The organism is Microbulbifer sp. ABM4_008 (assembly GCF_056311705.1).
In genome coordinates this window covers 2,655,719-2,671,260 of record NZ_CM149970.1, presented here as the reverse complement: position 1 = coordinate 2,671,260, position 15,542 = coordinate 2,655,719, and the positions used below count along the sequence as shown (strand labels likewise).

The 15,542-nt window shown below is 43.2% G+C and carries 8 protein-coding genes and 1 riboswitch; of the genes, 3 read left to right on the top strand and 5 right to left on the bottom strand.

The window, feature by feature from the left end:
• The first annotated feature begins 4 nt into the window (after positions 1–4).
• Positions 5–3,151: an efflux RND transporter permease subunit gene (locus ACYX4J_RS11445; protein WP_475708136.1), complete on the top strand. Its 3,147-nt coding sequence runs from the start codon at positions 5–7 to the stop codon at positions 3,149–3,151.
• 291 nt (positions 3,152–3,442) lie between these two features.
• On the opposite strand, the gene ACYX4J_RS11440 is transcribed toward ACYX4J_RS11445, so the two are convergent.
• On the bottom strand, positions 3,443–4,717 hold the full coding sequence (locus ACYX4J_RS11440; RefSeq protein WP_476176638.1) for a hypothetical protein: 1,275 nt from the start codon (positions 4,715–4,717) through the stop codon (positions 3,443–3,445).
• A gap of 547 nt (positions 4,718–5,264) precedes the next feature.
• The gene (locus ACYX4J_RS11435; protein ID WP_476176637.1) at positions 5,265–6,551 is read right to left on the bottom strand and encodes a hypothetical protein; all 1,287 of its coding nucleotides are present in this window, start codon (positions 6,549–6,551) and stop codon (positions 5,265–5,267) included.
• 449 nt (positions 6,552–7,000) lie between these two features.
• On the opposite strand from ACYX4J_RS11435, the gene ACYX4J_RS11430 reads away from it, so the two are divergent.
• Complete coding sequence (locus tag ACYX4J_RS11430) at positions 7,001–7,936, top strand: SPFH domain-containing protein (protein WP_475708133.1); 936 nt, start codon at positions 7,001–7,003, stop codon at positions 7,934–7,936.
• A 120-nt stretch (positions 7,937–8,056) separates the two neighbouring features.
• On the opposite strand, the gene ACYX4J_RS11425 is transcribed toward ACYX4J_RS11430, so the two are convergent.
• Together ACYX4J_RS11425 and ACYX4J_RS11420 are read right to left on the bottom strand one after the other, a co-directional pair.
• Positions 8,057–8,599: a hypothetical protein gene (locus tag ACYX4J_RS11425; protein WP_475708132.1), complete on the bottom strand. Its 543-nt coding sequence runs from the start codon at positions 8,597–8,599 to the stop codon at positions 8,057–8,059.
• A 13-nt stretch (positions 8,600–8,612) separates the two neighbouring features.
• On the bottom strand, positions 8,613–10,901 hold the full coding sequence (locus ACYX4J_RS11420) for a S8 family serine peptidase (protein ID WP_476176636.1): 2,289 nt from the start codon (positions 10,899–10,901) through the stop codon (positions 8,613–8,615).
• Between the two features lie 817 nt (positions 10,902–11,718).
• On the opposite strand from ACYX4J_RS11420, the gene ACYX4J_RS11415 reads away from it, so the two are divergent.
• Positions 11,719–11,928: a DUF1428 family protein gene (locus ACYX4J_RS11415; RefSeq protein WP_476176635.1), complete on the top strand. Its 210-nt coding sequence runs from the start codon at positions 11,719–11,721 to the stop codon at positions 11,926–11,928.
• A 779-nt stretch (positions 11,929–12,707) separates the two neighbouring features.
• Here the strand turns inward: ACYX4J_RS11415 and ACYX4J_RS11410 are convergent.
• Positions 12,708–13,697: a right-handed parallel beta-helix repeat-containing protein gene (locus ACYX4J_RS11410; RefSeq protein ID WP_444897490.1), complete on the bottom strand. Its 990-nt coding sequence runs from the start codon at positions 13,695–13,697 to the stop codon at positions 12,708–12,710.
• Between the two features lie 1,696 nt (positions 13,698–15,393).
• Positions 15,394–15,541: riboswitch (cobalamin riboswitch) on the top strand.
• Position 15,542: the final 1 nt, after the last annotated feature.

Sequence of the window (15,542 nt, the reverse complement as noted above, 5' to 3'; positions counted from 1 at the left end):
GAAGATGATTGAAAGCATCCTGCGCTTCTCCATTGAGCGGCGTTATTTCGTATTGTCCCTAATTTTTATTCTGGTGGGGCTCGGGGTTTGGAGTTACCAGAAACTCCCTATTGATGCGGTCCCCGATATCACCAATGTTCAGGTGCAGATTAATACTGAAGCACCTGGTTACTCGCCTTTAGAAGCTGAACAGAGAATCACCTATCCGGTAGAGGCGGCACTTGCCGGACTTCCCAACTTGGAGTACACCCGTTCGATTTCGCGCTACGGGCTATCCCAAGTGACCGTGGTTTTCAAAGAGGGGACAGATCTCTATTTTGCGCGAAACTTAATAAACAGTCGTCTGGGTACCATCGAGAGCAATCTGCCCCCGGGGTTGGAGCCGGAAATGGGGCCCATTGCCACCGGGCTCGGTGAGATCTTTATGTATACCGTGGAGGCTTTACCCGGAGCAACCCAGCCCAATGGCCAGCCCTACGACGCCACTGCACTGCGGGAGATTCAGGATTGGATTATTAAACCGCAATTGTCTCTCGTTCCGGGGGTTACGGAACTAAATACTATCGGTGGCTATAACAAGCAATATCACGTAACACCGGACCCCCGCCAGATGCTTAACTTCGGCGTATCTATGGAGGATATTGCCGAGGCTTTGCGTCGCAACAACGAAAGTCGAGGTGCTGGCTATCTGGAAAATAATGGACGCCAACTGTTAGTGCGTTCACCGGGACAACTACAGAATATCGGAGAAATTGAAGACGTAGTAATTACCAGCCGATCCGGGGTGCCGGTTAAAATTTCTGATGTTGCTGAAGTGGCTATTGGTAAAGAGCTGCGTACCGGTGCTGCTACGCGAGATGGTGAAGAAACCGTTTTGGGCACCGCTATGATGCTGGTGGGGGAAAACTCCCGCGAGGTGGCGCGCAATGTGGCGGTAGCTTTGGAGCAAGTAAAATCCACTGTACCTGAAGGTGTAAAGGTGGAAGCGGTTTACGATCGCACGACGCTCGTGGACAAAGCCATCGCTACAGTACAGAAAAACCTTATTGAAGGTGCGTTGCTGGTAGTCGTCGTGCTGTTCTTGCTACTTGGAAATATTCGGGCTGCCTTTATTACGGCCGCTGTGATTCCGCTGTCCATGCTTGCCACTATATTTGGTATGGTGCAAACCGGTGTTTCTGCCAACCTGATGAGTCTCGGTGCGCTCGATTTCGGTCTGATTGTCGATGGGGCTGTAATTATCGTAGAAAATGCGATTCGCAGGCTCGCCGAAGCCCAACAGCGCAAGAGCGGTAAGTTACCTCTGCAAGAGCGACTGGAGCTGGTATTCCAGGCCACCAATGAAGTGATTCGCCCGAGCCTTTTTGGAGTGTTGATTATCACGGTGGTGTATATTCCTTTGTTCACACTGACTGGCGTCGAAGGAAAGATGTTTCACCCTATGGCCGCTACTGTGGTTATGGCGTTATTGGCTGCATTGGTTCTTTCTCTCACCGTAGTACCTGCAGCAGTTGCTGTTTTTCTCACCGGGAAAGTCAGTGAAAAAGAAAATAAGGTGATTGTTGCTACTAAGTCACTGTACAAGCCGCTTTTAATTGCCGCAATGAAAGTGCGTTGGCTGGTACTATCAGGGGCTCTTGCTTTAGTACTGTTTTGTAGTTGGCTAGCTACTACTCTCGGTTCTGAGTTTATCCCTCAGCTTAATGAGGGCGATATTGCACTACACGCTTTACGTATTCCGGGGACTGGCCTTGAGCAGTCGGTGGAAATGCAGCGTCTACTGGAGCAGCGCATTAAGGCGTTCCCCCAGGTAGACAAGGTATTTGCAAAAATTGGTACTCCAGAGGTAGCTACAGATCCAATGCCTCCGAATGTGGCTGATAACTTTGTGATCCTGAAACCCAGAAATCAATGGCCCAATCCAAAACTGCCTCAGGAGCAATTGGTGGCAGAAATCGAAGCAGCCGTTCGAGAGCTTCCAGGTAATAACTACGAATTTACCCAGCCAATCCAGATGCGTTTCAACGAGTTGATTTCTGGTGTGCGTGCAGATCTAGGCATCAAAGTATTTGGTGATGACCTGGACCAGCTGGTCGCTTCGTCTAATCAAATCCTGGGAGTGTTAAATGGGATTGAGGGTGTAGCCGATGCTCGAGTAGAGCAGGTTGAAGGTCTGCCAGTTCTCTCTGTAGTCCCCAAGCGTATAGCGCTTGCCCGCTATGGTATCGACCTGAAAACCCTACAGGACTTGGTATCAACCGCAATTGGTGGGGAATCTGCAGGGCTGATTTATGAGGGTGACCGTCGCTTCCAATTGGTAGTAAGGCTGCCGGAAGGTCTGCGCCGGGACTATGAAAACCTTGGTGACTTACCTGTACCTTTACCCGCTGGTAGCCCGCTAGGTAGCTATGTGCCCTTGTCTGAAGTAGCCAATCTTGAAATGACACCGGCTCCCAATCAAGTCAGTCGTGAAAATGGCAAGCGCCGTGTAGTGGTAACCGCGAATGTACGCGATCGCGATTTAGGATCTTTTGTAGAGGAGGCAAAAGCCCGAATCCAGCAACAGGTGTCTTTGCCTGCCGGTTACTGGTTGGTATATGGAGGTACATTTGAACAACTGGAATCTGCAAGTACGCGTCTTTCTATCGTTGTCCCGCTGACGCTTTTGGTAATCCTCGGTCTTCTGGTAATGGCTTTCGGCTCATTCAAGGATGCCTTGATCATTTTTACAGGAGTTCCCTTAGCGCTAACTGGCGGGGTGCTAGCTCTATGGCTGCGCGGTATGCCTCTATCGATTTCTGCAGGGGTTGGGTTTATTGCCCTTTCTGGTGTTGCGGTTTTAAACGGCCTGGTAATGCTGTCATTTATTCGTCAGCTGCGGCAACAGGGCGGTGAGCTTTTGGTTTCGATTATTGACGGAGCAATGATTCGTCTTCGTCCTGTACTGATGACTGCTCTGGTCGCCAGCTTGGGGTTCGTGCCTATGGCATTGAATGTGGGTACCGGCGCAGAGGTACAAAGGCCCCTGGCCACGGTTGTGATTGGGGGGATTATTTCTTCCACACTTCTAACTCTGTTTGTACTTCCGCTACTGTATCGGATTGTGCATGGCAGGGGAGGGGAAGAGATGATTAAAAACGCTATTAAGTAGATGTTTCTGCCTACTTCACCTCACAAAAGAGGTGAAGTAGGTGGAGAACCAATGAGGCAAGATTCAGTTAATTTATTGCCTCCTAGTGACGCTCTAAACAAAAGGTATGAGTGCAGGTCGTTCGGCGTCCTAATAAACTCCCCTATGAGTCTGTAAGATAATCATAGTGTCTAATATATAGCCTGCGTATGGTTTAAATGTATTGCTTTTATGGGGCTGTGTTTTTTTGGGGAGTGGTACATACTGAAAGTGATTCGATAGCTTGAGACGCCTAGTTTATGTGGAGCTGATTCATATCAAATTCTTTAGAGTGTTGATATATTTTTTAGCAAAATTTAAAGCGTTATTTCTTTTTGTCAGTGGCTCACAGTATGAAAAGACAAAAACGGAACTTTTTTCTGTTGAATAAGTGCTCAATGATATTGGATGGGCGCCATGAGTTTGGAGTGAGGTACCTATGATGGGTTCAAAAAAATTCATGTGCACACCCAGGGATTCCAGGTTACCCAAGTTGGATACACATAACCCTTCAAGAAAGTAGGGGTTGTTGGTTTCGTACTTTTCAACCCACTCTATAATACTCCCTAAATCATAGTTCTTGTGAAAGTTAAACTTACAATATTCACCGGACGCTGCCTGCCGATCAAGTTCAGTCTGTAAGTGCTTTGCCAGCTCCCAGGTGTTCTCGATATCGATATCTGGTGTAACCTCAAGAGTAGTAACTGCAGAAAATGTACCAATAACGCTTAATTCGATTCCGGTACCGCATAGGTCGCGGACATCCATGGGTAATAAGATTTTGATCCACTCTCTGTGATTTGGCAGTATGTTTGATGCCTGGATGGCAATAGCACAAAAAAGCGCACTAGGTCTTACTTTGTGTTTTCTGCCAATAGCTGCAACGTGAGAGAGTTCCTCCATAGGAAATTTGCGATATAAAATATGGCCCTCCCGTTCAGTAACAAAAGCGGCTTCTTCTACTGGCCATTTAAATAAATTTTCTTTAATTCCAGATGTTTGCTGGTTGGAGAAATGCTTGCTTGAATCAAAGTAGGTCTCAACTGGGTTGTATAACAGCTGTCTATCTAACCTGAATCTTCCTTGATCCAAAAAATACAAATCTAAAATATAGAATATGATCCCGGCAGACCGGCCGTCCAATGCAGCATGATTGCTGACCATAGATATGTAGCCGACTTTACCGAGTGAATTTAGATAGAAGGAAAGAGTATATGTACATGCTTCAACATTGAGTCCTGTTTTACCTCTGCGAGTATATTCATACTCAATATTAATGGGTGTTGAAAGCTCTTTTATTTCTATAGGGATATCCTCAAAGGGTACATCGCAATACCAGCGCAGTTGCTCAGTTGACTCAACACGAGCCTGTAGAAGGGGGTAAATTTTATGGATTAAAGAAAAGGCAGTTTTAAGTTGCTCAACACTCAGTGGAATTAGAACTTTATAAAAGGAAACCAGCAAGGTTCCCCCGCAAGTTCTCCTGGCTAGCTCGGTAAATAATGCTTCTTCAGGCCCCAGCACCCTGGATAGTTCTGGGCTGGACATAGGTTCTCTTTCCAAGAACAGATTGACTTAATGTCAAACTTAATAAAATAGAAGTTAAGATGCAAAAATATTGATGCCTAAATGTTGCTTGCTTATCTACATATAGATGTTCGGAATACATAAGTGTTGGTTAAGATTTGTCGTGGTTTGATCTAATTCTGACTGGTTTGAGGTGCATTACTTGAGTGGGGGTGTGGGGCAATAGTTCCTTTAGAATATATGTGCGCCTTTCGATAAAGCTAGTAAGGTCGTCTCCTTTTGGTAGGTTACATTATGAAAGATAAGTGCTGAATTCTGGATGGTTTATTAGGTTAAAATTGATGATTGGAGAAATTCGGGAGATTCATGTGATATGACTGGCTGCGCTTGGTTGGCGTTACTAATATTTCCTTGCATTGATTTTTGGTGGTCACTTGTTGTGACCAATTGATTCTTTGTTGGAGAATCGTACATAAGGTGAAATTGTTTGGGTGTAGCCTCGGCTGATTAGGGAGTAGTGGGCGCCTTTGCTTTACTTTTGCTTTTGTTCGTTTTTTCAAGTCAAGGGTTAGTTCTCAGGTTCTAAAAGCCTCTTGATCGTGTTGATGAATTTTTCTGCAAAATTCAAAACGCTATCTCGTTTTGTGAGTGGGTCACAGTATGAAAATATAAATACAGAATTACGTACCGTTGAATAGGTTAGTAGTGAGATAGGGTGAGCCCCATGTGTTTGAAATGGAATTGCCGTGATGATTTCGAAGTGCTTCATTGCCGTGCCAAGCGCTTTCATACTGCCTACATTAGATATACACATTCCTTCAGAAAAGACAGATTTCTTTTTCTCGTAGTCCTGAGCCCATTCAATAATATCCTCGAGTTTATATTTCTTGGGGAACATGAACTTGAATGGTTCTCCTTCTTCCGCCTGTTTATCAAGCTCAATCTGTAAGTGACGCGCTAGTTGCCAAGTATCTTCTATATCTATATTGGGCATGATTTCAAGAGTGGTTGCTGATGAAAAAGCACCTACTGCACTTAATCCAATTTCAGTGCCGCAGAGTTCACGAACATCCACGGGTAGTAAAATCTTTATCCAATCTTTATGGTTGGGTAATATTTTGGATGCTTGAATTGCAATGGCACAAAACAGGGCGCTTGGCCTTACCTTGTGGGTTTTCCCTATTTTTACCAGTTGTGAAATTTCTGCAATCGGAAATTGTCGATATATAGCGTGACCTTCACGTTCTGCTGCAAAAGCAGGTTCCTCTACGGGCCAATTAAAGAGTTCATCTTTTTGAGGTGATGGTTTTTCATGGGCAAAGTATTTAGAGGAACTAAAGTAGCTTTCGACAGCTTCGTAAAGTGGTTGCCCGCCCAACCTGAATGTTCCTTCATCTTTAAAGAATATGTCTAAAATACAGAATAAAGTCATCACTGATCGGCCATCCAAAGCTGCGTGGCTGCTGACCAGTGAGATCCATTCAGCTTCGTCATTGGAATTAATATAGAAGGAAAGTGTATATGTGCATTTTTCAACATCAAGGCCCGTCTTCCCCCGACGATTGAATTCAGCCTCGAAATCAAGAGGCTCCTTCAATTTTCGAACCTCAATTGGAATTGACTCGAATGGTACGTCGCAGCGCCATCGAAGCTTGTTGCCGGACTCAACTCTTGCCTGTAGAAGTGGGTAGATTTTATGTGCCGATGCGAAACCACTTATTAATTTTTCAACGCTAAGAGGGGTGAGTACTTTGATAAAGGAGATTACTAATGTCCCCCCGCAAGTTCGCCTTGCCAACTCGGTGAACATAGCCTCCTCTGCACCTAATACTCTGGAGAGCTCTGTAGCCGGCACAAAGTACCTCCTTTTTAAAGCCCATCCATATCATGTAAAGTAACTTGAATAGGCTTGAATCGCAAAAAACAATTGCTTAAAGATAAATGACTGTAGATTTGATTTTGGATACTTTGTTGCAGAAGAATAGTTAAGTGATGGTAAGTTGTACTAACAATAGTTTTATTGGTGCGGGTTTTAATTTAAGGGTTTTTCCAGAAAAATTGTTGTTTATTGGTCTGTAGCGGGTTTAGTGAAGTTCTTTACATTTGCTTTTACCCTACTGGGGGGTAGTAGACTTACAGTTGGGTTTTGGACAGTAGCTTTGTGGCCAGCATGTTGTAGTTGATGTAAGCTGTGGGTGAATGCTCTTAGTATAGTGGGTATATTTGCGTATCCATTGGTTACCCCTTGCTGAATAAGAGAGTTTGCACATCTTATATAATTTATTCTGACTGGATTTTTAAAATATGCCGGAACAACTCTTTCCCCTTTTACTTTTTTGGCCTGCGATACTTGGAGCTGTAGTAATTTTTTTGTTAGCTAAGTCCATTGTGATAGTGGAACCGAAACAGTACCACTTTGTGCTATTTCTTGGTAAATATTGGAAAACTGCCACCCCTGGTTTCAACTTGATTATTCCCTACCTTTCCTGGGTAGACAAAAAAGCTTCAACGGCTCTACATGAAACCCCCGTTGAGTTGAGTCTAAAGACCAGTAATCATGTCACTTTTGGTTTGATTCTTAAGGTTCAGCACCAGGTATCGTCGGATGTGCAGCTTGCATACAAAGCTCTATATGATTTAGAGAATTACCAGGCACAACTGAAGTCTTTTGCGACAGATGCAGCTATCCCTGTTGCCAACGGCATTGAACTTGAAGACGTTTATAACAAAAAAGAACATATAGCTGATAAAGCCAAGGGGCGCCTTCGCCAATTTTTCCACGACTTTGGTGTAGAGATTGTCGATGTATTATCAGATGAGCCGCGGCTACCCAAGTCGGTAGAGGTTCAGGCTAACAAAGTTATGGAAATGCAGCGGGAGAAGCAGGCCGCTACCTACGAGGCTGAGGCGATTCGGGAGCGCGAAGTGGGTAAGGCTAAAGCTGATGGCGAGTCCGTAAAGATTCGTATGGAGAAAATGGGGGAGGCACGACGGGTATATGCACAAAGTGCAGCCGAGGCTATTAAGGTTCTTACCAGCGCTGGTACCAGCGCAGACGAAGCGTTGCGCTTTATGACTGCCATTGCAGATAATGATGCGCTGGTAACTGCTGCACGCCATGGGAGTACTGTAGTCATGGCTACTGGGCAAACTCAACAGGCACCCATCGCGCTACCAGTACATGAAAAGGCTAGAGCAAACGCTCAATCCAGGGTGCATGGTGAAGTAGAGTCTGCCTGATATAGCTTTTTTTCAGAAAGAAGATCTAGATCTTAATCCGGGGATTTTATAAAAGGCATCACCTAGAAGGTGACGCCTTTTATATCAGAGTCAGAAATAAATATTTAAATTGAGTTTTAACTATTGTGCTTCATTTATGGTCTCTGTAACTTCCACTCGGCTTTCAATAGCTAGGCCAGATTCTTTAATTACATTAAAGGCTTCCAGTAAATCATTGCCTTCTTTAACTTTCAGGATGGCAATGTCAGTACCAGGAAATACTGATAACACTTCCATGTTAGCTACAGAGGCTACTTCTGATGCGCTTACATTTTTGTCTAGTAAAATTGTTATATTGCCAGTTAATGTTGTTAACTCATTAGTCATAGTGTTTCGTACTACCGTACCTTTGCCAACAACATCAGTTGTAGAGTCGTCAGCAATATCCACTATAGCCATTTCACCTTTTGTTGAAACAATACGTTCTGGCGCAGCAATCGCTGTGGGGACGCTTGACAGTGATCTTTCGATTTTAAAGATGCCAAAATCAGCAGTGCTAGTTCTTAGCTTTGTGACCTTGATCTCTTTGCTTTCTACATTTAACTCTTTGTCAATATCGCTAGCTTGTACTATGCCAGATAAACATACCGCAGCTGTTAGTGTCATTAATATATTAAGCTTCATTGTGTTGTCCTTCTTATTGTACAGCGCGTCCAAAGGTTCTTAGTGATACTCCCTCTAACACACTTTCAACTGGATTATTGATAAGGCCGGTAGCCCCCCAGTAGTTATCTGTATTTGAGAAATCGATATTTGTTTCACCGGTATCTAATGCTCTGATAGTCCAGGTTCCTTTAGCATTTTCCCCGTAGAAGGCATTAGAAAGAAGCACGGCACCATCTAAAATATAGCCATAGCTATATCCAGTTTCAAAGCTGTAAGAGGCATCTAGTAACGCCTGTTTAGAAGAAAGTAAAACACTTCTAGTACCTGAAGGAGAAACTACCTCAAGAGCCAAATCGTTACCAGCTGATGTCAATAGGCTATCATTTAATATAGCGCCCATGTGGTCATTGCGAACAACAAATTCGAACTGCATTGCTTCGATAATAATGTCTTCAGTCACTTCGATTTGCTGGCTAATGCCTGTTGCGCTATTGTCTGGAATTGTTGCTCCCAGTGCTGAATCACCGATGGTTGAGCCTACTCCTTGCCAATCAGTGACAATTTGCTCACCAAGATTCTCTGAGTAGCTTAAAGCCATAGCAACAGCTGCACCTGCATCAACGCGACCAAAGCCATACAAATTGTTAAAGTAATAACCAGCAGCGTTTTCAATCCAGCCATCATGAGCAACAAAAGTTCCTTCTCCAATCGTAAGCTCAACTTTTGCATCTTCTGTATCAATTACAGTACTTGTCGAGGCCAGGATGTGCCTGACATCTCGCCAAGTCAGCTCTGGATTTGCAGATAGGATCAGAGACACAACACCTGATGCGTTTGGCGCAGCAGAAGATGTTCCATTGAAGGTTGAGGTATAGTTACAGCTTGCATTCTCTGGGTGGCCCGGATAGTTGAATGGGAATTGGCTGGCTGCGAAGTCCTCACCGTAGTATTCACTCCAGGCGCTTATTGTCCCACCATTAAATCCAGAATAACCATTAATGCATGTCATTTGATCCGTGGTTACCATGGCGGGAGCGTAGCGACCAAACTCTCCTGCAGGAGCTGATACCATCATGCTTGCCCCGGCTGTCGAGTAGCTCGTATGCTTTCCGTTAGCGTTTACTGCTGCAACATTCAGGTAATAAGGGTGACCGTGACTGGGCTGGAATGCAGAGTTGTAACAGGTTAGACCCAGCTCATTGGCCCCATTATCAGCGCATAATGAGCCCTCACCACGGCCGTCCTCAAAAGAGTTGCCACTTGACTTCATGTTCAAAGCGCCTTTTCCGCTTCGAAGAGTAAGGTTGGGGTAAGACTCAATGGCTTCATCTAAAGCAGAGTAAGCAATAGAAGCTGGGTAGGTAATACCATAGCTGCGGTTAAACGCTGAAATTTCCTCATCTATAGAAATACCACTACCAGGAAATCCGTGCGCCAATAGATCAGTTTGCTCTATTTTATCACTACCTAAGTAGTTCATGCCGATAAGCCCTGTATCTGGGGCCACCCCACGGCTACCTATATTGTTCCAGCCTTTAGCTGCGATGAGACCGGCAACACTAGTACCATGATCTCCGCTATTGGATAGGCTTGTCGGGTCTGTTCTGTCAGCTGCTGATTCATCTAGGTTGAGAGAGCGATTTGCCAGCACGTTATCGATCAGATCTTCATGGCGAATTTCTAAGCCTGAATCCACAACAACAGCCGTTACGCCTGCACCAGTTACACCTTGAGAGTATGCTGCTAAAACATTCATATCTTCGCCGGCAACTAGCTCTTCAGCTTCAGCTTCTTCAAATCTGTCATCAGCTTCCGCAGCTGTATAAATCTCTAAATCTACAAGGCCTTGCTTCATTTCATCGCTGAGGGAGTAAGCTTTTTGGCCTGTGTTTCGTAAGTGCCATTGCTGATAGGCTAAAGGGTCGTTTGCGACATTTGTTATTTCAATTGTCGCAGAGGCAGATGCACTATTTGCGGTTACCGTATAACCAATTGAAACCTCTTCCCCCGAGAATGAAGTATATTCAAATTCATTGCCATCTAATGTCATCTGACCATGACTGAATGTATAGATACCCTCAACTGACTCGATAGACTCATCACCCTCATAAAAACTATAGGTTAAAGAATCCCCATCTTGATCGTACCCTTGTAGATTACCGGATGCGGGAATCCACTGCTTTGCCCCTTTAATCGTTACATCTTTAGCGGTTGGCGGAACATCTTCAGGTTTAGACGACTTGTTATCGTTCACACACCCTGACAATGTTAATAAAAAAGCCGCTTGAATTGCAGAAAGTTTAAACATCTTTTTGTTCATTAAAAAATACCCTTTATCCCCATTATTTGTAATTTTCGGGTCCGGAAATTATAAACCACTTAAAAGTTGTTTAGCCAACAAAAATTGGTCTCTTGATTTTTGTGGAATCTAGGGTTAGCCGATCTAAACCCTGGTACCATTTGAGCTAGTTTCAGGGTTTAATCTCATGAATTAGTGATTTTTTGATAGATTTTTGGTGTTTCTAATCTCAGCTTCTCCCTATCACTTGAATGGAGTTGCGACTGAATTGGTTATGAAAAGTTGAGCTTGAATATTAATTTGTCAATTTTAAACCTTCTTCCTAAAAAGCAATTCGAAATTTGACTATCCTTTCGAGTCTGATTTTGTATCAAAAGCAATCAAATCGTTGTGATGTTATAGGTTCAAGTAAGTTATATTTGACGAGAATATAGTTTTTGTAGCCTCGAACTAATGGGGAACATTAATGTGACTTTCTTGACTTAACTTGGTGGGAGTCAAGTAAAATTTGGAAAATAACTCAAAGAAAGAATATATCTTTATGTTTTTCGTGCTACGTCTAGCTTGAGTAGAGTTAAATGACTGAATGTTGGCATTCTAGGCCAAAATATACAGTATTAATTTTATCATTTGAAGACTGCAGGTAACTAATATTAGTGGCAAGTACTTTGTCTGAAGTGGTTATCAGCAGGCATTTGCAGTGTCGTATACGGATTGGTTTGCAGGAGGAGTGCCTACAGCAAACAAAGAAGAATATATTGAGTATGCAATAATTGCTGCTGGGGTGTTTAAAGAGTAAGGGGCGTTAAAAATTGTTGAGGTCTGAGGGGATAATGTATTGGATGGTGAAATAATCATCATTTCAGTGCCTATAAAATGTGCAGAGAATGAAGTTATAGTGCTCTCCTGGGTTGCTTGGCTATCCAAACAAGTTCGTGATACTGGGGCGATTATAGATGACCCAAGGGTGACTTCAGGGCTAAGCCCTATGTCATTTGATGGTAAAAGATTGATCTATGGTGGTTTTAATATAATTTTGGATGAATAAAGAATGTTTGTAGGTCATTGCGGAATGTCAACATTAGTGACCTAGAGCAATGTCAATAGCTTAGTTTGAGTTGCCTTTGAGGTGGTATTTTATCGTGAATTGAGTAGTGCGAAGGTTCCGTTAATGTTGGATACGCAGTTATATTTGGAGTGCAGCCACACCTGAAGAGGGTGGATATATTCTGCAGCTCAGTTGGGCTTTGGGATTCTCGAAGCTGGAGGCGACTATCCACTGCCTAAAGAAAGTGAAATTGGATTTCACGATTTCGAAGATGGTCTTAATTTCTTTAGTTTGGTATATTCGTCAAAAGCCCAACTTCGTAATGTGGTGTTGTTTAGGTCCCTCCCAGAAAAATTGGGTAATTCTGGTTAAGCGCTTGCCTCCTCTACGGGCCTGACGACCTTGGCTACAAGTAATACCGCCATGGTCGCCTCATGACAGACTTGTCAGATTGGTGTTTGGGGGATAGTGGGAGTTTGCTTTCCACATCGAATGATCCGGAACATGTGGTTAGTGTTACAGCTATATTGCACGTTTGTGTATTTTATTCAATGTTCAGTAGATTTAGGGTGGTTATTGTTATCGATTTTATTCGGGTCATTGTCGCTCTTTTGGAGTTGAATGTATCTGTATTTAGGGGGTAGGCTTGTCTAATATACATAACTCTCAAAGCTGCCAATCCACGGCTATTAAATTTCTTTTTTCCACTGCCTACCCCCATGATCGATCGCCCACGCTGTAAATGTAGGGATTATCTGCAAGTACACTTATTTGATACGCTAGAGGAATCGAAGACAGTCAGGGTCGGAAGTATTGGCTGTATTGGAGCTCCAAGTATTATTTAAATTAGTGCAGGTGGGATCGGCAAATGGGTCCAGCAAGTCGAAACCAACATTGTCTGTAGATATATTGCCTCGAATTACATTGTCGACACTTCCTGACTGCTCTATATATATTCCCTGGTCACCATTATATTGGACTGTGTTTTGGAGGATTGTATTGCTAGAGCCGCTGTCGGAGATCTCAATACCATCATCACCATTATTGGAGGCAATGTTTTGGGATATATAAGAGTTGTTTCCATTAATGACGATTCCGCCACCATCATTGTTTTCAGAAATATTGAATGATATGGTTGCTCCTGATCTGTTTAGATCAATTCCGTCATCTTCACTGCCTGCAGTATAATTTTGGATAATAGAGGCTGAGGCGCCATTAATTTCGATGCCTTCGTCACCTGCCCCATTAATTATATTTTGTGTTACTGTAGTGAAGTCGCCACTGGCATCTATGCCATCATCACCATCCACCCCATTACTAGTAATAATATTGCCCTGTATTAGATTGTTATTACTCTCTGCTCTGATTCCGTCATCGAGGAGAAAATTAGTGATTTGTGTGTGAAGAATTGAGTGTAAGCCGGAGCCGGCTACCAGAATGCCCCCTGGACAATTCTCTACGCTCCCACCGATAACTTGACGAGAGGTACCCTCAACCATTATACCAAATTGTCCAGTTTCTCCAGCTTCGCCGACGCATGTGATTCCGCCATCACCTGACATATACAGGTTTCCTGAGGGGCCGGTAATGGTTAAAGCGTAAGGGTTTTCTGGTGTTAATTCACATTGTAAATTTTCTGTAAGAGTGGTAGGTGAATTAATAGTATCAAAACATTCAACGGCAAGTGATTGAGGGGAAAATATAACGGCTGAAGTGCTTACCATTAAGTAGATGGGCACAGTCAAAGACTTGGAAAATTTGATATTCATTGATGATTCCTTCCATGTAATAGGGTATTAGTGGGTTTAATTTATCCTTGTTTTTTAGGTGTCCTGAAATGGTTTGTTTAGGGTCTTCAATGCAGTTTTGTGGTTAAAGTGGGTGGCTGTTATTACAGCAACAATTCTGCTTTATGTGGTTGTTTCTTTCAAATATTTATTTGGAGTTTTGAGATTATTGTAATTATATTTTTTTATAAGTCTTTGGATGTTTCCCTTGGTCTATGAGGTTAGTCTTGTCCGGGAAGTGCTGGTGTTGATTTTTAATATTTATATGGAAATGTTTAGTGTCGGTTGTCCTATATAGATATTGAGAATTAGTGGGTGTAATTATCTTGTCTGATACTTGTCGCCTCAGGTAATACTTTTTGAATTCCTTTAAGATCAATACTCCGGGTAGTTTTAAATGGCAATCTGGGTAGAGACTATGATCAAGGACTGGGAGTGATAGGCTCTAAAAACCATGTGGTTTAGTGCTTCCACATGAATATCTAGGGGGTGGACAATTTTGTGATGCCTCGAAAGTCCCATAGGGAAGCCTTGAAGACCGCAGTTGCTGCACTGTGACCCTGATGGCATTCGTTGCATGCTGCGCCTAATGTCTGCGACCATCAATGCCTGCAATATACTGTAGAATTATTTTGAGGCCCCTATTAAAAATTGAATTATGGCGCTTTAATAAAAACTGTTCCCAGTTGTATCTCCTCATTTGATTAGTGTTGTTTTACCTTCTGGTACCTTTCCGCCAATTTCGTGATCACGATTAGAGGTGCCTTATGCCCTGAATTGGCCAAGAAGGTTAAACGGGATGTCCGGAAATCCGGCGCTGACCAAGCAACAGTGATCCACCAGTATTTTGAGTGGTAAGCCCAATACCGGCCTCTTTTTTAAATATAATGGAATGGAGTGCTACCATCTTGCAATGCAATCTTTCGCGCTTCGGCTCTATATCATGCTCTCACTGGAATAGTTGACAAAAATGTAATTATTCATGATGGAAGTGGCTGTAATCTCCATAAATAAAATGCATCTTCGATGTTTTCATTGTTTCGTCAATTTACCGATAAATATTTCGCGGATTGGGTTGCAGTATTTGATAATGGTTATAGGGAGTGGCTTATTAATATATCTTGCCTATAGCTGATGGCCTCTTGTTCGTAGAATGCTGCCAGGATAGGAGCAGGTATGGTTAGTGTTTCAAGCAGGGAAAGTACGTCTGACTCGCGAGTTAATATACTCAGGGGTACTTTTATTAATCTATTTGCTAAAATAGTTACCTGGTTTAGCCGAGCTCTGAACTCAGGCTGACGTGATTTTTATATTTTTGTAGGAAAGGGGCTGATAGGTACGAGTTTGAGTGCTGAATAATGGTTATTTAACGATCATGCTTGAAAGTATTCGCTTAGGCAGCGGATAAAATTTGTGATCACCCTGAGTAATAATCGTGCTTGCAAAGAAAAACCTCTCATATTTTTGTCTATATCCTCCTTTCTTCGTGGGTTAATTGTTATTGAGTGTTATCTCAAAAAAATCTCGCTAATGGTTAAATAACCCGAATAAGTTGATGTATCTAAAATTGGAGGAACTGACCCCCTCGAATGGCTCCAGAGCCAGGTGTCTAATGACTTATGACGTGAAAGTTAGTCTTTTTTGGCTTCTGTTGACTTTCCTGTGCCTTTCCACTAGTTTCGCGACCACGATTAGAGGTGCCTTCTGCCCTGAATTGGCTGAGAAGGTTAAACGGGAAGTCCGGAAATCCGGCGCTGCCCCCGCAACGGTGATCCACCTGTATTCTGAGTGGTAAGCCCGATACCGGCCTCTTTTCTAAACACGATG